The sequence below is a fragment of the Lacisediminihabitans changchengi genome, assembly GCF_016634425.1.
Taxonomy (GTDB): domain Bacteria; phylum Actinomycetota; class Actinomycetes; order Actinomycetales; family Microbacteriaceae; genus Lacisediminihabitans; species Lacisediminihabitans changchengi.
On the sequence record NZ_JAEPES010000006.1, the window covers coordinates 19,586 to 46,073 of the forward strand.

Consider the following 26,488-nt stretch of genomic DNA (forward strand, 5'->3'; position numbering starts at 1 on the left):
AAGCTTCCTCACTGTTCTCCGGCGGGACGCGATTCGTCGATCTCGCGGATGAGAGTGAGTGCGTCGTATGGCCCGTGGTGTCGTCGGCCGCCGATGAAAAATGTCGGCGTGGAATGCACATCCATCAGGTCGGCGTCGATCTGATCGTCACGTACCCGGTTGGCCACTGCGGCCGAGCGCATGTCCTTCTCGAACCGGTCTGCGTCGAGACCGAGTTCGTTTGCATACGACAGTAGATCGTCGAGTTCCAGAGCGTCTTGGTGGGCGAACATCAGAGGGGCGAACTGGAAGAACTCTCCCTGCAGTGCTGCTGCCTCACTGGCCCTCGCCGCGAGCAGGGCGTGTTGGTGAACGGTAACGAGTGGGAGGTGTCGCCACACGTATTGAAGTTCGTCACCGAAGTGGGCCCGCACCTCGTCGATCGACCCGGTGGCGCGCAGACAGAACGGGCATTCGAAGTCACCGTATTCGACCAGCACGAGCGGGGCATCCGTCAGTCCCCTGATGTGGTCGCGGGTGGGATCGACCGGTCTGGCCAGCACCTGGGTCATCTGGGATGGCGGCTGGAGGCGATCGGCGATGCGGAAGATCGCCCAGCCGAGCAGCAGCGCGATCAGAGAGGCCGCGAGTACTCCCACGCGCGCCTCGTCTTGAAGGCGACGGTCGGGGATAGCGAGGTCGATGATGAACAGGGAGATGGTGAAGCCGATGCCGGAGAGCGCTGCTCCGCCGGCCAGCCGACCGAAGGTGATGCCAGGCGCGAGGCTACCGAGTCTCAAGGCCTTCATGGCCGCGGTCGCTCCGGCGATGCCGACCAGTTTGCCGATGACCAGCCCCGCGACGATTCCCCAGGTGAGCGGCGAGCCCACCGCCGCGGCAACCGTGTCGCCATCTAATTGCACCCCGGCATTGGCCAGCGCGAAAATCGGCAGGATGAGAAAGCTGGTGTACGGCGAGTACAACACCCCTAGCCGTTCATTCACGGACACAGACCCGAGGAGTCCCCGAACGGCGGCCTGGGCGTACGCGGGGTTGGGGGACTGTCGATACGCCCGGCCCAGGGCTGCTGCCCGCTCCACATCCATTCGCCGGGGGGAGTACACCGGGATGAGAAGGGCAATGGCCACGCCCCCGAGGGTGGGCTGCACCCCCGAGGCGTAGAAAGCGAGCCAGACGATCACCGAAATCACCACGTAGGCGGGGCCTTGGCCGAGCGGTAGGTACTTGACCGCCCACACCACCACAAGTCCGAGCACCGCGATGACGAGCGGCACGATATTCACGTGATCCGTATAGAACAAAGCGATGACCGCGAGCGCTCCGATGTCGTCGACCACCGCAAGCGCCAACAGAAAGGTGCGCAAATGGCCGGGCAGCTGCGGTCCGACGATGGCGAGGGCTCCGAGCAGGAACGCCGTGTCGCTCGAGATCACGACGCCCCAGGCGTGAGTGGTGCCGCCGGTGTGGTTGATCGCGAGAAAGATCAGCGCCGGCACGAGCAACCCGGCGACGGCCGCAACCACCGGGACGACCGCACGGGAACGGATACTCAGCTCTCCGAGCGTGAATTCCCGCTTGACCTCGAGCCCGACCACGAAGAAGAACAGCGTCATCAAGCCCTCGTTCACCAGGGAACGGAAGTCGAGGTCGAGCGTCACTCCGCTGATGCGAAGAGCGATCGTCGAGCGCCAGAATTCGTCGTAGGAATTGCTCCCTGGCCAGTTCGCCCAGATCAGTGCCGCAACGGTGGCGAGCAGCAGCAGCGCGGCCGCGGCCTTCTCGCTGTCGCTGAACCCGCGACGCTGATGTAGCACTGCGCGAAGCCGAGGGAAACGCGGCGGACGATCGCCCTCAGTCTGCTGGGCTGCGGGGGCCGCTGTCGTCATGGAGATGTCGCTTTCCTCGAAGGTAGAACCGACTCGGTGTACGCCTAATCTAGAGGCCGCACGCGCCGAACGTCGGGGGTAGAACGGTTACACTCGTCGCTTGGCCTCGGGCTGTCGTGCCCGAGCGTCGCCTACACTTCCACGAAAGCGATCCTCCGTGTCTGACCTCCCGCCCCGCGGCCGCGCCGCCGCGCTCCCCGTGCTCGTACGTCACGGGCGGCTGCCGAAGGCTAACCTCGCGGTGACCATCGTCAAGATCCTGGCCGCCGCTCTGGCCGTCGTGCTGGTGAGCGGAGCATCCGTCGCGGCCATCACGCTCGGCCAGTTTCAGGGACAGATCAAGAAGGTCCACCTGGTGGGCGAGACCCAGGGCCCGCCGCCCAGCCTCGGAGCGTTCGACGGCGGCTTCAACATACTGATCGTCGGCAGCGACACCCGCGAGGGTCAGGGCGCCCAGTTCGGCAAGGATGACAGCACTCTCAACGACGTGACGATGCTCGTGCACGTCTCGGAGGACCAGACCAACGCGGTGGCGGTGAGCATCCCCCGCGACATGGTTGTGCCGATCCCGTCGTGCCCACGCGCGGACGGAAAGGGAAGCTACTCGGCGATGTCTGCGATGCCGATCAACAACACCCTCGCCTATGGCGGCCTGCCCTGCACCGTCTTGACGGTGCAGAAGCTCACCGGGCTGAACATCCCCTTTGCCGCACTCATCACCTTTCAAGGCGTGATCCAGATGTCGGATGCCGTCGGTGGCGTGCCGGTATGCGTCAACGGACCGCTGCAAGACCCATATACGGGTATCGATCTGCCGAAGGCCGGCACATACACCCTGCAGGGCGGAGACGCACTGGCCTTCCTGCGCAGCCGGCACGGCGTGGGCGACGGTAGCGATCTCGGCCGCATCAGTTCACAGCAGGTCTACCTCTCCTCCCTCGTGCGCACGGTGAAAAGCAATAGCACGCTCACCGATTTCGGCAAGCTGTACGCGATCGCGCAGGCAGCAACCAAGAACATGACCCTCTCGGACAGCCTGTCCAATGTGAACACCATGGTGTCGATGGCTCTGGTACTCAAGGGCATTCCACTCGATCACATCACCTTCGTGCAGTACCCGAGCACGACGGGGGTCGGCGGGATCTACTCGGGAAAGGTTGCACCCCTCACCGGGCCCGCTACCGCGCTCTTTGCCAAGATTGCGGACGACAAGCCTTTCACCCTCGACTCCGGAACGGGCCGCGGTTCCGTGACCGATCCCACAGCGCCCACCGCTCCCGCTACACCCTCGGCCGCGGCAACAGCAACGGCAACACCACCTGATTCGGCTGCTCCGCTGTCAGGAGTGCTCGGTCAGACCGCCGCTGACTACACCTGTTCGAAGGTGAATAAGTAGTCGGCCAGGCGAGATCCGGGGAGTGAACGCGCTTCGCGAGTTTTGCTATGCTGGTGAGGTTGCTTGGAGCTGTCGCATAGTTCGGCCTAGTGCACCACCCTGCTAAGGTGGAGTACCCGTAAGGGTACCGTGGGTTCAAATCCCACCGGCTCCGCACAAGAAATACCTGGTCAGAGGCGAATTCTATTTGTCGACTATTTGTCCTTCTCTGCTCCTATTCGAGATCTCAGGAATGCCCCGAGGGTCCTGTGAGGGTCCCGATGCGATCTCATTGAGGCGGCGTAGCGCTTCGATCGTTTGCCGTTCGCCCATAACGTGCGCGTAGACCTTGAGCACCGTCCGAGGGTCATCGCCCAGCCACTCCGCGACCTGATTGATCGGGATGCCCGCGCGCAGCCACTGGGAGGCGCAATAGTGCCGCAGCATGTGTGGGCGCTTGCGCGGCGCTGTGACCGACCACTTGATGAAGTGCCGGTAGAGGTTCATGCTCAGTTGCCGCCCTGCTGGACTCGTGAAGAGGTAGTGTTCGGGCCGCTTGCCTGCTGCCGCCTCGCGTGCGATTTCGCGCGCCCGGTCGGTGAGCGGCACGGCGCGTTCGCCGTTGCTGGTCTTGGGTGCCTTCTCTTCATAGCCTTGCGATTGCGCGCGTCGTACCCACGCTGCGGGGAATGGCACGTCCTGGAGGTCAGACACCCGCAGCGCACGAGTCTCCGACCAACGCAACCCCGTTAGAGACGTCCACTCCGTGATCGCGGCGTAATGGTTGGAGGAGGTGCGTTGTTCTTCAAGGGTTGCGGCGAGGCTCTCGGCCGTGAACCATTCGTCGGCCGGCTTCTGGCTCGCACCCGGCGGCAGCTCGACGCCGCGCACGGGATGCGATGCGACGTACTTCTCACGCATCGCGTAGGTGAAGAGGGCGCTGAGCGACGTGCGTAATCTGGCGACCGTGGACCGCTCTTTAATCTTGAGCTGGTCGGTGAGGAAGCTCAATACGTCGGCCTCGCTCACCGAACCGATGGGGCGCGCCCTGAGCTTCGGCGGGAGTGCAGCCAGGTTGTCGCGGTCGGTGCGCTGCGAGTGGGCGGTGACTTGGGATGTGCGCGCGTCAAGGAACTTGCCGACAACCTCCCCTAATGGTGTCCTTGCCTTCTTCGGCGGCAGGAACGTACCGAGTTGGAGGGCGCGAATCTGCTCGCGTTCCCAAGTCTCGGCGTCGCCCTTGAGCCGGAATGTTTGTTGGGCGACGACCTCGCCGCCACTCTTGATCCGCGCCTTCCAGCGCACCGAGCCATCCCTGAGGGTGCGCCGCTCGATCACCTGCTGCCCCGGGGGTGAGCGAGCGCCTCGATGGCTGCCGCGGGATAGAGGCGGCGACTGCCCGCAGAGACTGGCTCCACTGGAGAACGCCCCGCCTTCACCAGTCGCCCCAGCGTGGACGGGTGCACCCGCAGTGCTGCTGCGGCCTCCGCCTCGGTGAAGAAAAGCCGCTCTTGCCGAGGCGGGTCATCCGCCTTGTGGTCGTCCATTGCGCATCGTCTCCCATCCAACGCATGTATATGCTCTTACACGCGATTAGAGCACAAATTGCGTGTATGTGCAAGACCACGCTCATGGTGAGTTCCCCGATACAATTCGAGCGTGAGCAACTCGAACCCGCCGTCTGCGAATCAGAGCGACGACGGTCTGATTCGACCGGAGGATCTACCGGGCGGTTGGTACCTTCCCACGAGGTTCCCTGGTGAGCGCAGCGACGACGCGAGCGCCCAGATCGACGAGATTCTGGGATACGACGACTGGGCTGCTACCGGCTCCCGCGCTGAAGTCGTACCCGAATCCGAGCAGAACGAGACCGTCGACGGCTGCTGGCGCTATATCGAGCACGCTGCAACCCACACGCGCGTCTTCATTCGGCTGCAACGTCAGACCTACGCAGTGCCGGAGGAGGTGCGCATCACGGGAGTCGTCTATCTACCGTGGCGGCCGGGCGATCCCATCACCAGCAAGCTGTTGCGCGAGTTGCCGACGGCTCAGATCGAAGCTGCAATCAGCAAGCGCCTGTTCGCTATGAACCGCGAGCACACCATCACCGGGGGAAAGATCGTTCTGCCGAGCGGAAGGAAGATCGAGGAACGCGACTTGCTCAAGCCACTCGGGGGCACCGCGAAGCAGGACGCCGAATTCTACGAGCGCGTCGCGCTCCAGCATGGGTGCCTCACACAGCGGGGCGACAAGAACCCCAGCGCGACCATCGCGCAAATCAACGGCGTCGCCCTCACCACCGCACAGGGCTGGGTAGCCAAAGCCCGAGCTCGGGGGCTGCTTCCTCCGGGACGCCGCGGACGTGCCGGCTAGCGTTCCGGGTCGACAACATTCGTGTTCCTGCTTCGCGAGGGTCGGGTCACGGGACGTGGAAGATTGGGCCGCGTCTGTGCCATTTCGCGTGCTTGTTGCCAAGGTCTGTTGCCGCCAGAGAAAGAATGCGGTCGGAAGCACCGAGGTATGACAAGAGCGCAAGGGCCAACATGATCCGGTTGGCGCGTCGCGTCGCGCGCAGCAGCGCATCATCCGTCCAGATTCCCGATTTTCCAGAACCGTGGGCGATGGCATTTCGAATTTCCATGAAGGCGGGAACCCACGTGTCAGCCTCAAGGAACGCGTTGCCAAGGACGATCGGACCCAGCCGACGGACCATCTCGTCGATCTTGGCGCGAAGAGGTGTCGCGTTCAAAGTGCCTTTTACCGCCTGAAGCAACGCTGTCTTTACAACTGGATCGATTGCGGTCGAGTCGATAGCGTCCGCGGCGGCGATCACATCTGCCTTACTGAATCGTCGGGGCAACCTCCTAGACAAGCTGAGCAGGCGGTCCAGAGCAGCAGCGCTCACCGCCAGATCCGCCTCAACCAAACTCGGTGGCGCATAATTCAATGCGGCAGCGATCTCGGTGACGGGTCGCAATTTCTTCCGTGCTTCCCACCAGCGTGCGACCCCTATGGCAGCGCCTGGTCCCGTCAGAGAGATGAACGGCCGACTTTCACGGTGGACGGGCGGCATTGCGCGCGGGAAGCGGACGCGGCCGTGGACAACGGCGACCTCTCCGGAGCAGGTCTTTACGTTCAGGGCACCACGTCCGCTCGGCTCGTCCACAAGGAAGGTGAGAAGGTCCTGAAACGCAGCGAGATGTGTATCAAATTCGTCGAGCGGGGCGCATTCGGCGGAGCTGATCGTCATCGACGTGCCATCGACCGCGATGACGAGAGTCATTGGGCGTGCATGATCCAAGGTAGGGATCGTGAGCGGCCCAACCGCGGTCGGTGCGATCCCTTTCTTCAGCGGTGTGCAAGCGATCGCGAGGTGTTCAAACGTGGCTGATACCTCGGCGACAAGTTCAGGTATATCGTCGACGCCAACCCAGATCTGGTCGACCTGAAAGTCCGTTGGTCCCATCGCTTGACCGCTCAGGACCGCTTGCACTCCGTTCAGTTCTGTTCGCAGCTTCACTCCGGGACTGACGGAGTTGTATGGGAAGCCGCTTGCCTTGCGAAGCATCAGACGATCTTCGACCACGATAGTCTCGGCCAGCTCAGCGTTCGTTCGACCCTCGATGATGATCGTGAGGCTCGGTACCGGCCATGGGAAGTCTGAGGCAAACAGCGTCATGCGGCTTGTTCTACAGTTCCACGGCTACAACCGTGTCAAACAACCCGACCCGCCGCAGCCCCTCGTGCGACTCGATGCCGGTGTACGACAGGGAGGCATCCTCATACCGTCGGAAGGCGAATACGGCCTGGTTCATTTGTGAGGAGTTGAAGACACCGAGGGAGACGAGCATGTCGAAGTCTTCGACGGTAAGTCCCGTGACGGTCTTGAACAGTCCGGGCTCTAACTTGGTGATGACATCCTTGAGGGTGTTTTCGCGATAGTCAGTCAGGTACATGAATGCGGGGATGCGGGTCGCGAACTTGATTAGGTTCTGCTGGATCTGTTTCCGTTTGGACTTGTACTCCTTCTCTTCCTCGGAGAGCTGCTTCTTTTCTTTCGGAGTGAGTTCGTCGCCCTTGGTCTTCTTGATTTTCTTCACCGCCTCGGACTTGTTGATGACTGTCTCGAAGACGTCATTGCCGAGTGCGCGGAAACCCTCGATGTTCATGACCGCGGCCATCGCTGCGTCCGACGCCATGATTTTCTTCAGCGTGACGTTGTCGACGTTGACTAGGATCGCCGACTCCCATTTGCGTGCGAGGAGGGTTCCCGTAGTGCCTGTCATGGCGTAGTCGAGGACGCCACCCGCATCGATCGACCGCATGTCGGCACCGTTGTAGGCAAGGATCGGCAGAAAGTTGACGAGGTCCTCAACGGCCTTCTCAGGGTTCGGCTCCTCGGGAGATAGTCCGACACCATAATCGACCACCTGTCGCAACGCCCTGGTTGGGGCAAAGTCGAAGACGAAGCAGACTGGCTTCAGCACCTCCTCGGCATTCGGATCATCGCCGTTCGGGTTCTTGATAGACCATGGCGACTGCACGCGGAATGCAGCCTGGAAGTAGGTTTCCGGCGACTTGAGATTGCGGAGCATCAGGATTGACGACCACTGCGCCACGGTTACCCCGGTCGTCAACTTTCCGCAGGATAGCGTGATCGTTTTCGTGTCTACCCCATTGCCGATCGCTTGTCGCACGGGCGGGAGCGCCTCAAGTCCAATACCAGCGCCGGGGCCAGCGACGTTGAGCACCCTGTACTGGCCCCAGTAGGGCACGTTCTGCTTCTCCCCGAGGATATTCACCATTGCGTGGCAGGCGGCGACGTTCGGCAAGAACCAAAACGAGTGCTGGAGGTATGGGAGCAGCCGCGCATCGGAGTACGGGAATGGCGGCCGCGTGCCGCCCTTTAGGGCATCGATCTGTGTGGGGAGATGCTGGCCGCGGATGATGTCGAGCCACTTCTGTACGTCATCTTTGTGCTTGAAGGAGGCGTTCGAGCCGACGCCGATCGCGGCGAAGAAAGTATTGAGGTCGAATTCATCGAACTCACCTGCGCTTGCGACTTTCACAAGTTCGTCCGGCATTTGATAGGTGAACAGCCGCATTTCGGGGAGCGCCCCATACGGGTTGAGCTTGTCTGGGTGCTGCCTCACATATTTGGCCTTGGCCCGCTGCTCGTCGGTATAGGTCCAGTTGAAGATCTGCTCCTCGATAAACTCCCCGGTCGCTAGCGCCTTGAACGGCGTGCCGGAGAGGTAGAGGTAGGCGCGGGTCGTGATCGGCAGAAAATCATTCTCATCGCTGCCCAGTTCGTCGAGCTCCTCGTCGAACGTCTCCAGCGCCTCGCCATACTCTCCGGCGAGTTCTTTCTTCGCTTCCTTCTCGTCCTCGCCCTCGAAGAGCTCCTTGGCGCTATCGCGCCACGCGCCGAAGTGGTACTCGTCGAAGATGACGAGGTCCCAGCTGATTGCGTGAATCCACTCGTTCTTTGCCTTCATGAGCCCGGTCGCCTTGTCGCGACCGAGCAGGTCCTGAAACGAACCGAAGTAAACGAGCGGCTTCTTATTGTCTACGGTTTTCGGATCGATGCCGGAGGACTTGGAGACGTATTGCCAACCATCGAAATCCTTGTGCGAGAGCAGATCAGTCGCCCAGGCGTCTTCGACCGCTGGCTTGAAGGTTACGACGAGTACCCGTGTCGCACCGAGCGACTTCGCGAGCTGGTAGCTGGTGAAGGTTTTACCGAAGCGCATCTTCGCGTTCCAGAGGAAGCGCGGCACCCCGTGCATGTCCTCCTTCCAGATCGAGTGAAAGTAGTCGTGGGTCTTCTCCACCGCGCGCATTTGCTCCGGACGCATCGGAAACGTCTCGTGGTGCGTGCCAGCGACAGCCTGCCCGGTGCGCAACTCGGTGATTGCCGTCCGTACATCGGCTACGGAGCATTCCATCCACTCCAGCGTCGGATTCGCGAAACCCTTTGCCTTCAGCCGTGCCCGCACGTCGAAGTCGCGAAGGAATACGCCATCCTCACGCAGAGCCGACTCATCGACCTCGATCGTGTAGTTAGTGACCGCTGCGGTCTTCACCTGCTGTGCTACCCGTGTCTTCACCCCTTGCGTCGTCTGCCCGACCTTCAACCAGCCTTCGTGCTGATCATCGTGGATTGCGTACGCATAAATACGGAGCTGCCCCTCGGGGCGCTCCGGCATCAACTCATTGAGAGACTTACTCATCGAGCGCTTCGTTCACGCCGGAGTCATCGTGCGCGGCGACCTGAGACTCGATGAATGCGATCTCGTCTGCTGTTAGGCCGTAGCGCATGTAGAGTTTCGCATCCGTCCAGTCTTCAGTGAGGGGAAGGTCAGGCACGAACGAGTAAACATCTCGGTTCGCGTGCTGCGTTGACTTCCTGAGGGAGACAAGGAATCTCAGGAATCGTGTCCGAATGTACTTCGAGTATCTCGTAGCCTCGTCCTCAGACTTGAACCGGCCGGCTACGAGGTAGGTTTCGGTGGAAGCTGTTCCTGGTCCGGCAATGATCGGTTTGCTGAGGAACTTCGTCTCGACGGCGGCGCTCGTGCCCTGCACCGCTGTCATCAAGACCTTCCACTCGTCGACCCACTCGGGGTTCTGCGGGATCTCGCTTCGATCGACGTAGCTGATCTTCTGGGACCCATAAAGCTGGACAGCGTCCTTGATACCTGCGGGCGAAGACTTGCCGTGGAAGAACGTTCTCAGGCCGAACGGTTTGCCAGGGGAGACCCGCTGATCGAGGGTTGACTCCTGCTTTGCTGTTACTTTGTCGAGGATTGACACTGCCTCGTTCCGGCGAACCAGCACATCGTAGGTGTCAAGACGACGAGCGGTAGCGGCGCCGAGTGGCTTGCCATCCCACATTGTTTGGATCGTACATGGGCCGTCATAGTCCCGTTCCCACAGGAAGTACGAGATGCCGCCGCGGATCTTCACCCCAGGGAATCCGTCGTAGAGCTTCGGAAAATCGACGAGGCACTTCAGCTGATGCGATGTCAGCATTCTCTCGCGAAATTTGTCGAGTCCTCGGCCCCCCGAAAACCAGCGCGAGGGTGTGACCATCACAAGGTACTTCGGGTCAAGCGCTATCGCGTTCTCGACGAAGAACTGGTAGATCGGTGTGGCTGAGTTATTGTGCCCACCGTCGTCCAGTTGGTACGGGGGGTTCCCAATGATGACGTCGAAGTGCATGTCGGCTCCAAACAGTTGCGCGATTCGCGCCTTGATGTCTGTGGTGTGGATGAAAGCGTAGGCGTGGGACTCGAGTTCGTCACCTCGTGAGTACTCGGCCTCGTTCGCCCCGCAAAATTTGCAACGCCCCGTACCGACGATCTCGACGATGATCTCGCCGCCCTTGGTTGGGTCAACCTGCCGCTCGCGTTTCCGTCCGCTCCACGTGTGCTCGGTGCGCGCGAACCAGACGTTGCCGTCCTCGGAAGTGAATGACTTTGCGATTGAGTGCTGGCCGTTCGCCCGCTTCGAGCAGTAGAGACTGCGCCGGGCAAGCATCGAGGTGAGTTGCGTGATCCCGATGCCGAAGACCTGCTTCGTCAGAATGTGGTCGACGCGCTCCTGCAGGTCCGGGATCGTGGTTGCAAGTCCATCGGCCAACCGCGAGGTGATCTCTCGGAGGAACACCCCCGACTTCGTGAACGGGTCGAGGAATGTCAGAGTTGGATCGGCCCAGATGCTCGCGCCGTCGTGTGACTCGGCCCACGCGATTTCCAGCATGTCGAGCATCTGGTTTGCGAACTCTGGCGGCGTGAATACTTCGTCGTTCGACAGATTCGCGATGCAGGTGAGCACGTCCGGATTTCGACTTCGGAGTGTGACGGTCGCCTGGTTCATGATGCGATCTCCTCGACAGTCATAGCCGGAAACTCCTTCGTCGGCGTGAAGATCTCGCTCTCCTCCAGGTGATCCCAGAGCGTGCCTTGGAACGAAGCGCGCTGAGTGAGATTGTCGTATCGGAAGTCGCGGCGCTGGAATCTGCCCCTGCCGAGGTAGCCCCATTCAGGGAACACGATGGGTTCGCCTTCGGCGGTTGTCATGCTGAGGGCGTCGCCCTGAATGATGTTCGCTGCGAGGACGCGCTCCGCCGCCCGGTGCCAGTCATCACTCGGCTTCGCATTGAGGTAGCCAGTGAATACCTCGATGAGGCTCTCGCGACACTCGACGGTGTTGTCCGCGAGCAGCTCGATCCCATAGATGCACATCAACGCGAGGAGCGCCTGGTGTCGCCGCTCGAAATCCGATTTCCCATATCGCGCTTCGACGGTGGCAAGCTTGCGCCGGAGAACTGGTACGAGGAAGTTGCCTGAACCACATGCGGGCTCCAGCACGCGCGAATCGATGCGCTCGGACTCAGCTTTGACGAGATCGAGCATGTTGTCGACCATCCAGTTGGGCGTAAATACCTCGCCATGGTCTGCGACGCGCTGCTTCGACTTGACGAGGCGCGCGGAGGATTGGTTGGTCGTCATCGATCGAACCCCCTCTTGTCTACATGGCTCTCCAATTGTAGTGACGGGCTCGGACACCGCTGGAGGCCGGGTTGCATGTGTCGACGCTGGATCGCGTAGACAGAACGACGACGCTGGCACTGTCAACGTTCCTCCATTGATGCAGTTCGGCCGCCTTGTTCTCACATCGTTCCGACTGCGTAACGATGTGCCTACTCGGTTAACCTGCTGATCCCCCCCTAATTGAATGTACGTATGCTACCGTAGGTAGTTGCCAATACATTAGCAAGAACACGAGGTGCCGAGTGCATGGTGGCGTGATCCTTTTCCGGGGCTCGGGCGCGGATGCCCGCCGTTACCTGGAGTCCGACCGCTCCCGCGCCGATGACTATTACCTGGAGGCCGGGACCGCGCTGGCGGAGTTCTCGGCCGTGAACGGCGCTGGGGAGGTGATCTGCGAGGTCGGGCTGACGCCGGACGAGTATGCCGCCTGGGTGGACTGGACGAATCCGCTCACCGGCGAGTCGATGGGTAAGCCCCGACTGGCGGGCGAGGGCAAGCAGGGCAGCCCGCGATTCATGGAGATGGTCGTGAACACGCCCAAGTCCCTGTCGATCGCCGCCGCCCTGCACCCCGAAGTGTCGGCGGCGCTGGACACGGCGCAGAAGGACGCGGTGGCCGAGATCCGGCGCTGGCTCGGACAGCACAGCGTCACCCGCGTCGGCCCGCGCGGGAAGCAGGAGGTCGTGCCGGTACAGCAGCTCGAAACCGTCTCTGTCGTCCACCACACCTCTCGGGCCGGCGACCCGCACCGGCACATCCACTTCCAGATCGGCACCCGTGTATGGGCAGCTGGTGCCTGGCGGGGGCTGGACACCGGGGCGCTGTTCCGGCAGCAGGGCGCGATTCGCGCGCTCGGCACCGCCGTCATCGCCGCGCACCCCCAACTCGCCCAGGTGCTCGACGCCCACGGGCTCACCCTCGATCCCGTCACCGGCGAGGTCGCCGAACTGGAACCCTACAACGCGGTAATGTCCAAGCGGTCGGCGCAGGTGCAGCGCAACCTCGCCAGGTTCGAGGCCGACTGGCAGGCCAAGCATCCCGGGCAGGAGCCCGGCCCGGTCGTCCGGAGACGGCTGGAGGCGATGGCCTGGGATCACGAACGGCCCGCCAAGAAGCCGGCCACCCTCGGCGACGAGGCCGGGTGGTTGCGCGAACTGCAGGAAGCCGGCTACACCCCGGACCTCCCGCGTGCCACCGTGCAGCCGGCGCGCACCTTGGACGAGCTGCGCGTGCAACAGGTCGCATCGCGGGCACTCGACCGTTGCGCGGCCGGGGCATCGACCTGGACCCGCCACACGGTGCAGGAGAACGTCACGCGCATCATCACCGAGGCGGGTGTGCGCGCTACCCCGGAGGCGCTGCGCGACCTCGTTGCGATCACCACGAGGCTTGCGGTCGAGGATTGCTTGTCGGTGCTGCCGCCCGACACGGTGCAACCCGACCATGTGGCGCACCTGACCTCGCTGCACGTCGTCGCCGCCGAGACGAACCTGCGCGACCGGCTGATCGCGCGTGCAACCGCCGGCGCGCGCTGGGTGCCCAACGTGACCCGCCTCGCCCAGCGGGACGGGCTGGACCCCGAGCAGGCGCAGGCGGCCGCCGCGGTCGCCGGGACCGACCCGCTCGTGGTGGTCGAAGGCGCGGCCGGCGCGGGCAAGACCACCATGCTCGGGGCCGCGATCGAATCCGCCGCCGCGCAGGGCCGCGCAACCCGGATCGTGACGCCGACGAAGAAGGCCGCGGACGTCGCCACGCAGGAACTCGGCGTGCCGACCGACAGTGTGGCGAAGCTCGTCCACGAGCACGGCTTTCGGTGGAACCCGGAGGGCGTTTGGACCCGCCTCAACCCCGGCGACACCGACCCCGGCACGGGCGCGACCTACACTGGCCCTTCCGCGAAGGCGTGGCTGACCCGCGGGGAGCGGATCGTGGTGGACGAGGCGGGCATGCTCGACCAGGACACCGCCCTGGCGCTGCTGACAGTTGCGGATGAGCGCGGCACAACTCTCGCCCTCGTCGGGGACCGGGCGCAGCTCCCCGCGGTCGGGCGCGGCGGCGTACTCGACATCGCCGCGCAGCTCTCGTCGCGCGTGTTCGACATGACGACCGTGCATCGCTTCGCGGACCCGGAGTACGCGGACCTTACGGTGCAGATGCGCCGGGGCGAGCATCCGGCGTTGCTGTTCGACCGGCTGCACGCCCTCGGCCTCGTTCGGTTGCACGAGAGTACCGAGGCCGTGCAGGAGATGATCGCCCACGATGCACGCGGCGGGGACGCGATCACGACCGCGACCAACGACGAGGCGCGTGAGCTGAACGAGCGCATCCGCGCCGAACGGGTGCGGGCCGGCTTGGTCGACGACGCTCGCACAACTTCGGGGAGCGATGGGCTGAGCATCGGCCGGGGCGACGTGATCCAGACTCGACAGAACGACGCCGACGTGCAGGTGGCGAACCGGCAGACCTGGATTGTGCAGGCAGTCGGGACGGACGGGAGGGTGTGGGCGAAGGAGAAGGGCAGCGAGCGGAAACAGCCGCGCACCGTGCGCCTGCCGGCCGAGTACGTCGCCGAGCACACCCACCTCGCCTACGCGACCACCGCCTACGGCGTGCAGGGTGCCACTGTTCCCGCGTCGCATACGGTCCTGTCGGACTCGCTGGACGCCTCCGGCGTCTACGTCGGCATGACCCGCGGCCAGGACACCAACCGGCTCCACGTCGTCGCCGCGGATGTGGACGACGCGCGCGAGCAGTTCGTCCTCGCGCTCGAGCGCGAACGTGCCGACCGGGGGCTGGTCACCGCGACCCAGGCGGCGCGGCAGGCCGTCGCCGGGCTTACGACCGACGGGCCGGTGCGCCTCGTGAACGCCGAACGCGTCGGACTCGCGGAGCAGATCGACCGCGCTGAGCGCATAACTGCCCGGTGGAAGCAGGTAGCAGCGACGCTGAGCCGTCAGTCGAAGGAGCAGCGGGCGGAGGTCGAGCAGCGGCAGGCGACGGTCACCGCGGCAGAGACCACCGTCACACAGGCACGAGCAGAGGTCGCCGACCCACTGATCGAGCAGGCCACCGCCGACGCCACCGCCCGCCTCTCCGCACGAGAGCGGATGTGGGAGGCATCCGCCGCTCAGCGCACCGCAAGTGGGCTCGGCAAGCGTCGTGCCGTCCGTGCCGTGACCGCCGCCGTAGACGAACACCGCACTATCGAGAGGGCTGGACGGGCGCGCTGGAGCACCCTACCCGAGACGGCGGCAGGGGTCGAGCCATGGGCCGCATCAGTGGCACAGCGCGAGGCCGACGCTGACCCGCGTGTCATCGCGGCTCAGGAGCGGGCACATGAGGCTCGACAGAAACAGCAGCAGCTCATCGCGCGACAGATACAGGAGCGCGCGAACCTCCGCCGACAGGTATTCGGCGACCGCAAGCAGAACGATGCCCGAGCGCAGACCGCCCGGTGGCAGGAACGCGCAGACGCCGCCCGCCGTGACCTCGTCGCGATCGAGGCTCTGCCTGTTGTCGAGGCTGCGGAACTCATCCGCGATCGTGCCGAGCGAGAGCAAGCCCAGCGTGAGGCCGCCGAGCGCGCTCTTGCTGAACGGAAGGCACATGCCGCGCAACGCGATGACTTCACGCGCCGCACGCCCAGCCACGGGCACACACCGCGGGGCCGAGGCCTGAGCCTGTAGCGACGGCTGGCGCTACGCGAGATCGATGCGGAACGATCGCCACAGGGTGGGAGTGGTGATGAGGAGGAAAACCGCGAACATGGTCTGATTGACGACCCCGAACAAGGGATTGCCTCCGATCGTGAGGAAGACGGTCCAGTGCACCGCGATGTCGGCGAGGATCACGACCAGAGCCACAACGACGCCCGCTCGCTTTCGGAACAGCAAGAGCAGCACCGTCAGCGGATGGAGGATGGTCAGCGAGACCCAGAACACGCGCAGGCCGGCAGGGAACTACCCGTAGGTGTCGAGGCCCCTCCGATCAGATCGAGAACGTGCGTCGCTGTCCCAATCAGGAAACCAGCAATCCAGACGACCTGGGATCGCTCGGCTGACACGATCCGAACCCAGGCGAGTCATGACGCAAGGCTAGGCGACGGCCCCCGAAGAACCTTCGCGCTCGATGCGGCGTCGGGGGAGACGTACGGTTGCCGTTCGACTGCCGCTGGCCGAGAGTGTCGAGTTCGTGAGCGATCGGGCTGTCCGTAGACTCCGGATTGTGGGTTCAGACCGCGAAGACGTCACGACATGGGAGTTCCTGCGTGTCGAAACTCGTGGCGCATCGGAGAAGGTGTGGCTCTCTGCACCAGGTGGTTCATCAACGGGTCCTGAGACACATTGGCTGTTCAAACCGGCCACCGTACAGAGCAACGGCAATCGGCAAGTGGGCGACTGGGCTGAAGCTGTTGCGGCGGCCATTGCGGAAGACCTGAGTGTTCCGGCCGCTGAGGCCCGGCTTGCCGTGCGCGACGGGATCGAAGGCGTCATCACGCGAAACGTGCGGCCAGCTGAGTACGACATGGACACGGGTCGCCTCGCGATGCTGGATCGGATCGACGTCGACCTCCGCGACTCCCTGCGGGATCGATCCGCGTCTATAGGTCACTCGCTCGATAACATCCGTCGCACCCTGGATGGGTACGTGGCGCCACCGCAGGCAACTTCGTGGGCTGCGTGTACAGCGTTTGACGTGTTCGTTGGGTATCTGATGCTTGACGCATTGATCGGGAACGGCGACCGCCACGAGCAGAACTGGTCCGTACTCCGGGCCCGATCCAGCCAAGGCCCTGCCGACGCTCTGGCCCCCGCGTATGATATGGAAGCGAGTTTAGGTTTTCAGTTGACGGACGTCGCGAGGTCCGCCAGGCTCCGCGATCCTGTCGCGCTTGAGTCGTTCGCGTCGAAGGGCCTGGCGCGCCGATTCGATGGGGACTTGAAGACCCCGCTGGTTGATCTTGCAGCACGAGCCGAGCAGGACTGCACGAATGCGGGAAGAGCGCGACTCGCAGGACTGTTGGAGTCAGTAGCGCAAGCTGATTTCGAGGCGTTGCTTGGCCGCCATGGCGGAGTGTCGGAGGTCACGCGTAGCTTCGCAGGTGCAGTGTTAGAGATCAATGGAAGGAGGATCCAAGATGCCATCCGTGCTTGAAGCGCCGGTTGCTGACGTCGTGACCGAGACCGAGTTGCTCGTCATCTGGCAGCAGCCCAGCACACGAGCGATGGTTCCCGTCGGGATCCTTACATTCGATGGCGAGACCTACGCGTTCAACTACCTTCCCAACGTCGCTCACGTCGCAGAGTTCAGGCCATTGCTTGGCTTCCGTGACCTCGCGGAGACCTACAAGAGCGATGAACTGTTCCCGTTGTTCCGCGAGCGAGTGCTGGACCCAACTCGTCCAGATTTCGTCCGTGTACTCGACGAGTTGAGCCTCGATCCCGCGGCGACTCCATGGGAGCAGCTCGTTCGTTCAGGGGGATCTTCGGAGGGGGACACGCTCCAGGTCACGCCTTTCCCTCGCGAGAGTGCGGAGGGCTGGACTTGCACCGCGTTGGTCGCAGGGGTCCGGTATCTCGCCAAGAAGACCGTCGAGACGACTGATGGCTGGACGCGTCAATACTCAGACGTCGAACTCGAAGCTCTCTTGGGTGGGCTTGCGCCCGGCCAATCACTCCGAGTCATCGCCGAGGTTGGGAACGACTACAATGCTGATGCTCAACTGTTCTTTACGGAGCACGACGAGCCTGTTGGGTACCTGCCTGACTGGCTCGCGAAGCTCACGGCTCCATGCCTTCACGATGGAACAAGCGTCCGAGTTGTTGTTGACCGTGTCAACGGAGTGAATGCGGGTTGGCATCTCCGGGTGCTCGTGACTCTCCATGTCGGGGAGTCCTTCGCGGACCTCCAAAGTCGGCTCGAGGTCGCCACTCGCTCTTACTGATCCGCCCGCCCCGAGGGTCCTGTGGGGGTCCCAGCGTCTGAAGACATCTCTGAATCCAGCGTGTTCCGTGTGCAGGAGCCCAAGTTTTCTGCATCATCTGCATACGTCGTAGGCCCTGCTAAGGTTGAGAGGGGTTTATACTCCTCCGTGGGTTCAAATCCCACCGGCTCCGCACTTCTAAAATGCCCCGGAATTATAGAGATTCCGGGGCATTTTCGCGTTCAGGCGCTGAGGTACGGATAGTCGCCAGATCGCCCCTGGAAGGTGAGGATCGCGTCGTTGCGGATGCGGCCATCCTGGATCTCGATCGCCCGATCGATGGTCTCGGACTGCGCCCACGATGCTGGCCCCTCCATCACCGTGCGCAGGAAGGGCATCAGCGCCTCGCTGATCTCCCACGTGGTGGAGTTCCAGAGCAACGACGGGCTGTGGTCGACCGCGTAGTAGTTGGTCGAATCGCCGACCGTGAACATCGGGTCGGCGAACGAGGTCGGGCGGGCCCAACTGAATCCCATCCCCTCATCGATCGACACGTCGACAATGAGACTGCCGGGGCGGAACTCGTCAAGATCTTCGGTACGCAGATAGGTGAGCGGGGCATTCGGGTCCTGCAGTGTGCAGTTCACGACGATGTCGTTCTCGGCGAGGTACGGCGCAAGCCTCACCGGCCCGTCCTCGGTGTTGACAGTGCTCTCGAACGGGGCCTCGTCGCTGTGCTCGAACTGGATGATGTCCACCGAGGGAATGGGGGAGCCGACGGCCGCGATCCCGCGGTTGGTCAGCGCCCGCACATCATGGATTCCGTGCGCGTTCAGGGCCGTGACGGCACCGCGCGCGGTCGCACCGAATCCGATTACTACAGCGCTGAGCCTGCGGCCGTAGTCGCCGGTCGAGCCGCAGAGTTGCAGAGCGTGAAGCACCGAACAGTATCCGGCCAATTCATTGTTCTTGTGGAAGACGTGAAGGCCGAATCCGCCGTCAGTCTGCCAATGATTCATGGCCTCCCAGGCGATCAGGGTGAGACGTTTGTCGATGGCGAGCTGGGTGATCCGTCGATCCTGCACGCAGTGCGGCCAGCCCCACAGCACCTGACCCTCGCGCAGATCCTCAAGGTCGGAGGCCTGCGGCTTCGGCAGTAACACGATGTCCGTCAGCGCAATGATCTCGTCCCGGTCGGCCATCGCCCCGACCAGCGGTTCGAGCTCCGCGTCGTGGATGCCGAATCGCAGGCCGTAGCCACGTTCGAGGATCATCCTCGCTCGCAGATCCCCATCGATCCGGTCGAGGTGAGCGGGGTGGATCGGGAGGCGTCGTTCGTCGGGCTTGCGGGAGGTCGCCATCACTCCGAGGGACAGCAACTCTGGCACGGAATCGGTTTCACTCATACTGCACCCTAGGTGACGGGCGAGTTCTCGTCGGTTTTGGGCCCAGCGTCAAGCCCCTGGGGAAATCTGGGGCTTCGCGTACCGTGCGACTCATGACGGCAGTGGATTGGACGCGGATGCCCGTGAGCCTGCTCGGCGGGAGGCCCGGGCATCCAGATCCGCTCGTTACGTCATTGCTGGACCACCCGGTCACCGACCCAGCCTCCGCCCTGGCCTGGGCGCGCACCGTCGACGCCGTGCCCGGTTCGGGCGAGACACGTCAGCTCTGGGAGGCGCTCGCGACGGCCGCGGCCATCGACCTCGGGGCCGCGCGGGCGATGGAGCCGCACCTCGACGCGATCGCGATTTTGGCACAGGCCGAGCACGGGGTACCGGCCGGCGAGGAAACCTGGGGCGTCTACGCCGCCGAGGGCGGCGAGCCCCTACGCGCGCACAAGCAAGGGGATTCGTGGATCGTCACCGGCACCAAGCAGTGGTGTTCGCTAGCGGGATCCCTCGACCTGGCGCTGGTCTCCGCCACCAGAGATGACGACCGGCGCGGGCTCTTCGCCGTGGCGCTCCGCGGGCCCGGCGTACAGGTCGAGGAGGGTTCCTGGCACGCACGTGGACTCGCCGAGATCCCCAGCGGGCCGGTGCACTTCACCGACGTCTCGGCCACCCCGATCGGCGAGCCCGGCTGGTACCTCGAGCGGCCGGGCTTCTCCTGGGGCGGCATGGCGGTCGCCGCCTGCTGGTATGGCGGCGCGGTCGGCCTCGCTCGAAGCGTGTTTTCCGCAGCGTCGTCAGGAAAGCCGTTTTTGCTCATGCATCTGGGTGCGATCGACGAGCTGCTCGAGTCCGGTCGACGCGCGCTCGCCGAGGGTGCAGCGCTCGTGGATTCGGGCGAGGCATCCGGTGCTCGTGGTCGTCTGCTGACCAAGCGAGTCCGCGCGACCGTGGCGCGCGCGGTCGAAGAGACGCTGACGCGGGTCGGCCACGCGCTCGGCCCCGCGCCGCTCGCCCTCGATAAGGCGCACTCCAAACGGGTCGCCGACCTCGAGCTCTACGTGCGCCAACATCACGCCGAGAAAGACCAGGCTGCGCTCGGCGAAACCCTGCTGCGATCGGATGCGCCGCCGTGGTGACCTTCGACGCGGCATCCGTCGGCACCCCTGTAGAGGTTTGGGACGCCGACGGTCGGCTCGCCCACCTGCCTCGCCTGTCGCTCGAGGGCATCGAACGACTGGTGGTTTTCGCCGCCCACCCCGACGATGAGACGCTGGGCGCCGGCGGCCTCATGGCCGAGGCGCATCGCCGCCGAATTCCCGTCGATGTCATCGTGGTGACGGATGGCGGGGCCGCAGGAGACGCGACCGAGCGTTCCCGAGAGCTGCGCGCCGCTGTCACCTCGCTCGCCCCGCAGGCCCGCATCCGCGAGCTCGGTTTCGCCGACGGACAGACTCGGGAGTATCGCGCGGAACTCCTCGTCGCTGTGCGCCGCATCCTTGCCTCGGTGCCGCGACAGCATAGCCTCATCGCCGCGCCGTGGCGCAACGACGGACACCGCGATCACCGGATCGTCGGCGAGGTCGTCGCCGAGGTCGCGGTCGGCTTCCGGCTGATCGAATACCCGATCTGGATGTGGCACTGGGCGACCCCCGCCGATCCCGCCGTGCCCTGGGAGCGGTTCGCCTCCCTCACCCTTCCGCGTGACGGGCGCAAGCCGCGGGCCATCGCCGCGTTCGTGTCCCAGCTGACCGGACCCGCGCCGATGCTGCGCGCCGACTTCCTCGACCACTTTCGCCGACCCCTGGAGATCTTCGTGACATCCGACGCCCTCGCCGTGGACTACTTCGATGAGCTGTACGCACGGCACGACGATCCGTGGGGGTTCACCGACCGCTGGTACGAGCAGCGCAAGCGGGCGATCACCCTCGCGGCGCTGCCAAACCAGAGCTATGGACGCGCGCTGGAGATCGGCGGGTCGATCGGGGTGCTGACCGCCGAGCTCGCGCCGCGCTGCGAGAGCCTGCTGTCGATCGACATCTCGCAGACGGCGGTCGATCGGGCTCGCGAGCGTCTCGCCGACCAGCCCCATGTGACGATCGAGCGGGCGGATGCGGGCGCAGCTCTGCCCGACGGACCGTTCGACCTGATCGTGCTCAGCGAGGTCGGCTACTACCTCGAGCCAGACGGGCTCGAGCGTCTGCTCGACCGGATCGAGGCCGCGCTGGCGCTCGACGGAACCGTACTGCTCTGCCACTGGCGGCATCCGGTGGCCGACTATCCGATGACCGGCGACGCCGTGCATGCCGCGGTTGCCGCGCGCGGGCTGGCGAACCTGGTGCACCACGTCGAAGCCGACTTCGTGCTCGATGTGGTGAGTCGTGACGGCCGTTCCGTCGCCGAGCGAACGGGGCTGGCGTGACCCGGCTTGCGGTGGTGATCCCTGCCCGCGACGAGGGCGAGTTCGTCGAGCGCTGTTTGCGCTCGGTGCTGGCCGCGAGGGATGCCACGGCGCGCGACATCCCGATCGTATTGGTGGCCGACAGCTGTGGCGATGCCACCGCAGTTCTCGCGCGGAGCATGCAGGGCGTTACGGTGATCGAGCTGGACGCGGCCAACGTGGGTGCTGCCCGCGCGGCCGGCGTCACCCGCGCACTCGAGCTGCTGGACGCCGCGCCCGAGCAGTGCTGGATCGCCAACACCGACGCCGACAGTGTGGTGCCGCGCAACTGGATCGTGGAACAGCTTGCGATCGCCGAGGAGGGCTTCGACCTGATGATCGGCACCGTGCGGCCCGACTTCGCCGACCTGTCCACCGATCAGATCGCTCACTGGCGGCGCACCCATCGACGCGGCAGCCCGAACGGACATGTGCACGGCGCGAACCTGGGCGTGCGGGCGAGCGCGTATCTGCGTGCCGGCGGATTTGCTTCCCTCTCTGAGCACGAGGACAACGACTTGGTGGGACGCATCACCGGCCGGGCGCTGCCCACCGACGGGTGCGAGGTGCTCACCTCCGGGCGTTCCATCGGTCGCACGCCCGGCGGGTATGCGCGCTTTCTTCATGGAGGAATCGTTGCCTGAGGCGCTGTCGACCGAGCGGATCGACGGCTACGTCGACCTTCGTTCCTACGGCGCGATCGGTGACGGGCGCACGGTCGCCCTGATCGCTCTGGACGGGGCGATCGACTGGATGCCGGTGCCGTCGCTCGGCTCGATCCCGGTGTTCGCGCGCCTGCTCGATGGGGAAGACGGCGGCGCCATCGAGCTCGCCCCGAGTGATCCGTTCACCGTGACCCGGCGCTACCTGCCCGGCAGCAACGTGCTCGAGACCACGTTCACCACCGCGACCGGCAGGGCGAGGATTACCGACGCCCTCGTCACCGGCGTCGCCGGACGCCTGCCGTGGCTGGAGTTGGCCCGGCGCGTCGATGGTCTCGAAGGCTCGGTGCACTTCCGCTGGCGGGTGGCCCCCGGCACCCGGTTCGCGCGGTCGAGTCCCTGGGTGGAGCAGACCACGCACGGCAAGGTCATCCGCATCGATGGCGTCACCATCGCGGTGAAGGGATCCGACCACGGGCCGCGTGGGGGAGGGCCACGCGGGCTGCAGGGGTCGTTCACGACGTCCGCCGAATCGCGCCATCTGCTCATCGTCGCGGGCACGGCAGACGAGCCGCTGCATCTGCCCGACGCCGCGAGCACAGACCGCACGATCGATCGCACCATTCAGAACTGGCAGCTCTGGTCGAGCGAGTTCAGCTATGACGGCCCCTGGGCCGACGCGGTGCAGCGCAGCGCCCTGGCATTGAAGCTGCTCATCTACAGTCCGACCGGTTCCATCGCGGCAGCGGCCACGACATCCCTCCCCGAGTCGATGAGCGGCGGCAAGAACTGGGACTACCGCTACGCCTGGGTGCGCGATCTTGCCTACACGGTCAATGCGCTCATTCGCTTCGGGCTGCGCGAGGAGACGCACGCGGCGGTCTCGTGGCTGCTCACCACGATCAAGGAGCATGGCCCGGAGCTTCACATCTTCTACACGCTCGACGGCGATACGCCGCCCGAGGTGGAGTTGCTCGACGCCCCGGGCTGGCGCGGCGTCGGCCCCGTCGCGATCGGCAATCCGGCCAAGTCCCAGCTGCAGCTCGGTATCTATGGAGACCTGTTCGTCACCATGCGGCGCTACGTCGAGGCGGGCAACCTGCTCGATGCGGAGACCGGTCGGCTGCTCGCATCCGTCGCCGATCGGGCCAGCGACGCCTGGCGGCAACGGGACTCCGGCATGTGGGAGCTCGAGGAACTGCGGCACTACACCTCGTCGAAGATGGGCTGTTGGATGGCGCTCGACAGCGCGGTCGCCCTGTGCGAGCTCGGCCAGATTCCGGGAAACTCCGAGCGCTGGAAGTCGGAGCGCGACGCCATCCGCGACTGGATCGAGAAGCACTGCTGGTCGGAGAAGCGGCAGGCCTGGGTGGCCTGGCCGGGCGCGGAAGAGCTCGACGCCTCGGTGCTGCTGCACGCGCCGAGTGGCTTCGATCGCGGAAAACGGATGTCGACCACCATCGACGCGCTGCGCGAGGAGCTCGGCCGCGGCCCGTTGCTCTACCGCTACACCGGAGCAGAGCGCGAGGAGGGCACGTTCGTCGCGTGCGCGTTCTGGATGGCCTCGGCTCTCGCCTGCGTCGGCCGGCAAGAGGAGGCGACAGAGCTCTTGGACGGGCTGGTCGCTCTCGGCAACGACGTGGGGCTCTACTCGGAGATGATGGACGCAGACGACCACAGCTTCCTCGGCAACCTACCGCAGGGGCTCAGTCATCTCGCCCTCATCACCGCGGCGATCACGATCGAGGAGCTCTCGCGCTGAAGACGCGCGACTCGCGCCCCCGAGTGTCGGTGTCGAAACTGAAGACCGAGCCGGAGAGCGGATGCGTCTCGAGCTGCTCCTCCGTCAGATTCTCGCGGGCGCTCGCCACGAACAGTGTGGTCGATTGTTTGACCGTCGCGCAGTTACGCGAAGGAGGGCCTGCTCGTGAACGGCGTCTCTCCCGCGTTCATCCACACGCCGATGACCGACGCAATGATGGAGAAGCGCGAAGTACTCGGGTTCGGTGGCGACGATCTGACGGTGGTTTTTAAGCACCCGTTTTCGCTGGTATAGTCGTCAGGTTGGTTCTTGCAGCCAGCGAAAATGCGCCCGTAGCTCAGCGGATAGAGCAATTGACTACGGATCAATAGGTCGGGGGTTCAAATCCCTCCGGGCGCACAGAAAAGCACTGGTCAGATCATGTTCGGATCAGAGTAAACGACTCCTGCGCCGTCGTGCCAACATGTGACCACGCCTTTTGGTGGGAGATGCGGTTTCGGTGACGAGATAGTGGCCTGGTGACGTCTGGTCATTCGGCCTACCGGCCGGCCGCGCAGTGATGAGGCATGCCAGTTCCGAACGCGCGTGATCGCTTGCCGACCTCTGACGCGTTGCTGGCGTTCGTCGTCCGTGACGCCTTCCGGCTCTCTCATAGGCGGTGAGACCGCCAATGAGCATCTCCGCCGGCCCTGCAGCGTGACTCGGGGCGGCCTACCTCGGCCTGCTCCCGTCGGCAGCGGGTTTCGTCCTCTGGAGATACTCAGCCGCCACGCTGGCCGCCCTCTTCGGTGTGAACACGAAGATCCCGAGCGGCATCTGGCTCGGCTCAGGGAGGCGAACACAGCCGAGGGCTACGTCCAGTGGCGGATGGCCATGCTGGGAGACATCCGTCGAGGTGAAGATGCCTACCTCAGCGAGGGGGTTCAACGTGTGCTCGGGCGCCCACCAACCAGCTTCGAGGAATGGGCTGCACGCGAGGCATCCATTCTGGAGGTGTCCGTATGAACGGCACTGACCTCACCCACGTGGTCGTCGTCGCACTGGTCACTGCGAGCTGGCTGGCATTGTGGGTTCTCGCGGTTGCCAGCATTATGCGCCGGCCCACGGTCGCCCGGATCGAACGAGGTGTCTGGGTGACGCTCGTGATCATCTTTCCGTTCATCGGCCCCCTGGCTTGGTTCGCCTGGGGCCGGTCGCGGCAACGCCAGAAGTTGTCATAAGCGAGTGCGTCTCATCCAAGCTGGTGCCACATTTCACGCACACCCGGAGAACACAGAGGTCAGGCCGATGGCCGCGCACCATGTTCGGAAGCGAGTCGCGTGGTCAGCTCTCGTTCGGTCGGCGGCTCGGCCTCCATCTGAGCGCAAGGATGAGTGCTGCGGCGGGGACTAGGTGAAGTGGGATCAAGGACAGCGCGGCTGGCAGCGAGGCTACTCCGAGTCGTTCCGGTGCTTGGCTCGGGTCGATGGCCAGGAGAATTGGGGCGGCCAGGCTGACGAGGGCGACCGCGGTCGCGATAAACGCGAACCAGCGATCGGGACGACGTGTGGTTGTGCCATTGATGATCGCGTACACCAGCGTGCCTGCTGCCATCAGGATGATCGTCAGGAACGCTACGGGTCCGGGCGTCAGGGCCAGGAACGTAGGTGACGCGTTGACGGCGACTGCCGCGACTGCCGCCACGATGACATTGATCGCTGCGGCGATGGCGCTTGCTGCAGCGCCACGAAGCCAGATTGCCTTGGTTGCCAATGGGGTCTGATTCATTTCGTCCTTCTCTTCGGTCGGGGTTGTGGCAGTGAGGTTGCCACAGCGGTTTCGGATTGCCTACACCAGGCAGAGACCGGGTCCCACTCTGAGATGGTGCGGGTTTCCCGACGTGACACTCCTGACTGTTTCGGAAACCGAATGAAGTAAATATGTCGGGTTCCGAAGTACCTGTCAAGTACACTCATAAAATGGTCACGCCGGACGAGGAGCGAAACGCCGTCTACGCGACTGACCTGCGACCCGACGAGCTGAGTTTCGCGCTTCGTGAACTGAGCGAGAGATTTCGAGCCCACGACCGCGAACTCGCATCCCGGATGAATCTCAAGCCATCCGAGTACTACGCAATTGAGCACATTCTTGATGCCCGCGGATCCCTCGGCCCCGCCGAACTCGCTTCACGACTCGGGCTCGCGGCCGCGACAACTTCCGAGCTCTTGGATCGCCTGCAACAACTCGGCCATGTGGAGCGGCACAGAGACAGCGGCGACGGACGCCGAGTGCGACTCACCCCGACTGAATCTGCTATCAGTGCGGTCATCGCCGTTATATCCCCTGCAGTTCATGCGATGGACCAGGTCGCTTCGCAATACACGGCCGAGGAGCGAGCGGTGATCCTTCGCTTTCTCCAGCAAACGAGTGCAGCTCTGACCTCCGAGCCGGAATAGCGGCCCGGAGAACCTCGGCGGGGGGCGTTCTCGACGCCGGTTTCGGCACCCCAGAC

The 26,488-nt window shown here is 64.3% G+C and carries 22 protein-coding genes and 3 tRNA genes; 15 read left to right on the plus strand and 10 right to left on the minus strand.

Features of this window, described 5'->3' with window-relative positions:
* Positions 1-8 precede the first annotated feature (8 nt).
* On the minus strand, positions 9-1,814 hold the full coding sequence (gene nhaA / locus IV501_RS15040) for a Na+/H+ antiporter NhaA (protein WP_307812337.1): 1,806 nt from the start codon (positions 1,812-1,814) through the stop codon (positions 9-11).
* Positions 1,815-2,043: 229 nt separating this feature from the next.
* Here nhaA and IV501_RS15045 point away from each other — a divergent pair, with 229 nt between their 5' ends.
* Positions 2,044-3,282 (plus strand): LCP family protein, encoded by a 1,239-nt coding sequence (locus IV501_RS15045; protein ID WP_200557156.1) that lies wholly within the window; start codon positions 2,044-2,046, stop codon positions 3,280-3,282.
* Between the two features lie 65 nt (positions 3,283-3,347).
* Positions 3,348-3,436: transfer RNA gene (locus IV501_RS15050), tRNA-Ser, on the plus strand.
* 29 nt (positions 3,437-3,465) lie between these two features.
* Here the strand turns inward: IV501_RS15050 and IV501_RS16630 are convergent.
* The gene (locus tag IV501_RS16630; protein WP_200557157.1) at positions 3,466-4,599 is read right to left on the minus strand and encodes a tyrosine-type recombinase/integrase; all 1,134 of its coding nucleotides are present in this window, start codon (positions 4,597-4,599) and stop codon (positions 3,466-3,468) included.
* Positions 4,596-4,808: a helix-turn-helix domain-containing protein gene (locus tag IV501_RS15060; RefSeq protein ID WP_200557158.1), complete on the minus strand. Its 213-nt coding sequence runs from the start codon at positions 4,806-4,808 to the stop codon at positions 4,596-4,598. Before IV501_RS15060 ends, IV501_RS16630 begins: the two co-directional genes overlap by 4 nt.
* Before the next feature lie 112 nt (positions 4,809-4,920).
* On the opposite strand from IV501_RS15060, the gene IV501_RS15065 reads away from it, so the two are divergent.
* The gene (locus IV501_RS15065; RefSeq protein ID WP_200557159.1) at positions 4,921-5,634 is read left to right on the plus strand and encodes a hypothetical protein; all 714 of its coding nucleotides are present in this window, start codon (positions 4,921-4,923) and stop codon (positions 5,632-5,634) included.
* Positions 5,635-5,680: 46 nt separating this feature from the next.
* On the opposite strand, the gene IV501_RS15070 is transcribed toward IV501_RS15065, so the two are convergent.
* The 4 genes from IV501_RS15070 to IV501_RS15085 are packed head-to-tail and all read right to left on the minus strand — an operon-like array spanning position 5,681 to position 11,777.
* A complete protein-coding gene (locus IV501_RS15070) occupies positions 5,681-6,940 on the minus strand; it encodes a HEPN domain-containing protein (RefSeq protein WP_200557160.1) in 1,260 nt (419 codons plus the stop codon).
* 10 nt (positions 6,941-6,950) lie between these two features.
* Positions 6,951-9,470 carry a DEAD/DEAH box helicase family protein gene (locus tag IV501_RS15075; protein ID WP_234698670.1) on the minus strand — a complete coding sequence of 840 codons (2,520 nt, stop codon included), beginning with the start codon at positions 9,468-9,470 and terminating at the stop codon, positions 6,951-6,953.
* Between the two features lie 16 nt (positions 9,471-9,486).
* A complete protein-coding gene (locus IV501_RS15080) occupies positions 9,487-11,142 on the minus strand; it encodes an Eco57I restriction-modification methylase domain-containing protein (RefSeq protein WP_200557162.1) in 1,656 nt (551 codons plus the stop codon).
* Positions 11,139-11,777: an N-6 DNA methylase gene (locus tag IV501_RS15085; RefSeq protein WP_200557163.1), complete on the minus strand. Its 639-nt coding sequence runs from the start codon at positions 11,775-11,777 to the stop codon at positions 11,139-11,141. Before IV501_RS15085 ends, IV501_RS15080 begins: the two co-directional genes overlap by 4 nt.
* 296 nt (positions 11,778-12,073) lie before the next feature.
* On the opposite strand from IV501_RS15085, the gene mobF reads away from it, so the two are divergent.
* Complete coding sequence (gene mobF, locus IV501_RS15090; protein WP_307812339.1) at positions 12,074-15,505, plus strand: MobF family relaxase; 3,432 nt, start codon at positions 12,074-12,076, stop codon at positions 15,503-15,505.
* A 12-nt stretch (positions 15,506-15,517) separates the two neighbouring features.
* On the opposite strand, the gene IV501_RS15095 is transcribed toward mobF, so the two are convergent.
* The gene (locus IV501_RS15095) at positions 15,518-15,760 is read right to left on the minus strand and encodes a hypothetical protein (protein ID WP_200557165.1); all 243 of its coding nucleotides are present in this window, start codon (positions 15,758-15,760) and stop codon (positions 15,518-15,520) included.
* 283 nt (positions 15,761-16,043) lie between these two features.
* Between IV501_RS15095 and IV501_RS15100 the strand changes: the two genes are divergently transcribed.
* The 3 genes from IV501_RS15100 to IV501_RS15110 all read left to right on the plus strand — a co-directional run bounded on the left by IV501_RS15100 (position 16,044) and on the right by IV501_RS15110 (position 17,935).
* Entirely contained in the window at positions 16,044-16,973 is a 930-nt protein-coding gene (locus IV501_RS15100; protein ID WP_200557166.1) for a HipA domain-containing protein, read from the plus strand.
* A complete protein-coding gene (locus tag IV501_RS15105; protein WP_200557167.1) occupies positions 16,957-17,763 on the plus strand; it encodes a hypothetical protein in 807 nt (268 codons plus the stop codon). Before IV501_RS15100 ends, IV501_RS15105 begins: the two co-directional genes overlap by 17 nt.
* Positions 17,764-17,837: 74 nt before the next feature.
* Positions 17,838-17,935: transfer RNA gene (locus tag IV501_RS15110), tRNA-OTHER, on the plus strand.
* A gap of 49 nt (positions 17,936-17,984) precedes the next feature.
* Here the strand turns inward: IV501_RS15110 and IV501_RS15115 are convergent.
* Positions 17,985-19,148, minus strand: coding sequence for a N(5)-(carboxyethyl)ornithine synthase (locus IV501_RS15115; protein ID WP_200557168.1), 1,164 nt, complete (start codon positions 19,146-19,148; stop codon positions 17,985-17,987).
* A 92-nt stretch (positions 19,149-19,240) separates the two neighbouring features.
* Here IV501_RS15115 and IV501_RS15120 point away from each other — a divergent pair, with 92 nt between their 5' ends.
* The 7 genes from IV501_RS15120 (at position 19,241) to IV501_RS15150 (ending at position 25,217) form a co-directional block, all read left to right on the plus strand.
* Positions 19,241-20,272 carry an acyl-CoA dehydrogenase family protein gene (locus IV501_RS15120; RefSeq protein WP_234698672.1) on the plus strand — a complete coding sequence of 344 codons (1,032 nt, stop codon included), beginning with the start codon at positions 19,241-19,243 and terminating at the stop codon, positions 20,270-20,272.
* A complete protein-coding gene (locus IV501_RS15125; protein ID WP_200557169.1) occupies positions 20,266-21,555 on the plus strand; it encodes a bifunctional PIG-L family deacetylase/class I SAM-dependent methyltransferase in 1,290 nt (429 codons plus the stop codon). The genes IV501_RS15120 and IV501_RS15125 overlap by 7 nt, the downstream gene beginning before the upstream one ends.
* Positions 21,552-22,217, plus strand: a complete 666-nt coding sequence (locus IV501_RS15130) for a glycosyltransferase family 2 protein (RefSeq protein WP_200557170.1) — start codon at positions 21,552-21,554, stop codon at positions 22,215-22,217. The genes IV501_RS15125 and IV501_RS15130 overlap by 4 nt, the downstream gene beginning before the upstream one ends.
* A complete protein-coding gene (locus IV501_RS15135) occupies positions 22,210-23,997 on the plus strand; it encodes a glycoside hydrolase family 15 protein (RefSeq protein ID WP_234698673.1) in 1,788 nt (595 codons plus the stop codon). Before IV501_RS15130 ends, IV501_RS15135 begins: the two co-directional genes overlap by 8 nt.
* Before the next feature lie 165 nt (positions 23,998-24,162).
* Entirely contained in the window at positions 24,163-24,291 is a 129-nt protein-coding gene (locus IV501_RS16455) for a hypothetical protein (RefSeq protein ID WP_267910470.1), read from the plus strand.
* A gap of 32 nt (positions 24,292-24,323) precedes the next feature.
* Positions 24,324-24,396: transfer RNA gene (locus IV501_RS15145), tRNA-Arg, on the plus strand.
* Positions 24,397-24,998: 602 nt separating this feature from the next.
* Complete coding sequence (locus IV501_RS15150) at positions 24,999-25,217, plus strand: PLD nuclease N-terminal domain-containing protein (RefSeq protein ID WP_200557172.1); 219 nt, start codon at positions 24,999-25,001, stop codon at positions 25,215-25,217.
* A gap of 103 nt (positions 25,218-25,320) precedes the next feature.
* On the opposite strand, the gene IV501_RS15155 is transcribed toward IV501_RS15150, so the two are convergent.
* Positions 25,321-25,764, minus strand: coding sequence for a DUF6069 family protein (locus IV501_RS15155; protein WP_200557173.1), 444 nt, complete (start codon positions 25,762-25,764; stop codon positions 25,321-25,323).
* A gap of 191 nt (positions 25,765-25,955) precedes the next feature.
* Here IV501_RS15155 and IV501_RS15160 point away from each other — a divergent pair, with 191 nt between their 5' ends.
* Positions 25,956-26,432, plus strand: a complete 477-nt coding sequence (locus IV501_RS15160) for a MarR family winged helix-turn-helix transcriptional regulator (protein WP_200557174.1) — start codon at positions 25,956-25,958, stop codon at positions 26,430-26,432.
* The last annotated feature ends 56 nt before the right edge of the window (positions 26,433-26,488 follow it).

Excerpts from the sequence above, each read along its gene's own strand:
- IV501_RS15070 (WP_200557160.1), bottom strand. The coding sequence starts at position 6,940 with ATGACGCTGTTTGCCTCAGACTTCCCATGGCCGGTACCGAGCCTCACG.
- IV501_RS15150 (WP_200557172.1), top strand. The coding sequence starts at position 24,999 with ATGAACGGCACTGACCTCACCCACGTGGTCGTCGTCGCACTGGTCACT.
- IV501_RS15120 (WP_234698672.1), top strand. The coding sequence starts at position 19,241 with ATGACGGCAGTGGATTGGACGCGGATGCCCGTGAGCCTGCTCGGCGGG.
- IV501_RS15060 (WP_200557158.1), bottom strand. The coding sequence starts at position 4,808 with ATGGACGACCACAAGGCGGATGACCCGCCTCGGCAAGAGCGGCTTTTC.
- IV501_RS15115 (WP_200557168.1), bottom strand. The coding sequence starts at position 19,148 with ATGAGTGAAACCGATTCCGTGCCAGAGTTGCTGTCCCTCGGAGTGATG.
- IV501_RS15155 (WP_200557173.1), bottom strand. The coding sequence starts at position 25,764 with ATGAATCAGACCCCATTGGCAACCAAGGCAATCTGGCTTCGTGGCGCT.
- IV501_RS15080 (WP_200557162.1), bottom strand. The coding sequence starts at position 11,142 with ATGAACCAGGCGACCGTCACACTCCGAAGTCGAAATCCGGACGTGCTC.
- IV501_RS15085 (WP_200557163.1), bottom strand. The coding sequence starts at position 11,777 with ATGACGACCAACCAATCCTCCGCGCGCCTCGTCAAGTCGAAGCAGCGC.
- IV501_RS15105 (WP_200557167.1), top strand. The coding sequence starts at position 16,957 with ATGCCATCCGTGCTTGAAGCGCCGGTTGCTGACGTCGTGACCGAGACC.
- IV501_RS15160 (WP_200557174.1), top strand. The coding sequence starts at position 25,956 with ATGGTCACGCCGGACGAGGAGCGAAACGCCGTCTACGCGACTGACCTG.
- IV501_RS15075 (WP_234698670.1), bottom strand. The coding sequence starts at position 9,470 with ATGCCGGAGCGCCCCGAGGGGCAGCTCCGTATTTATGCGTACGCAATC.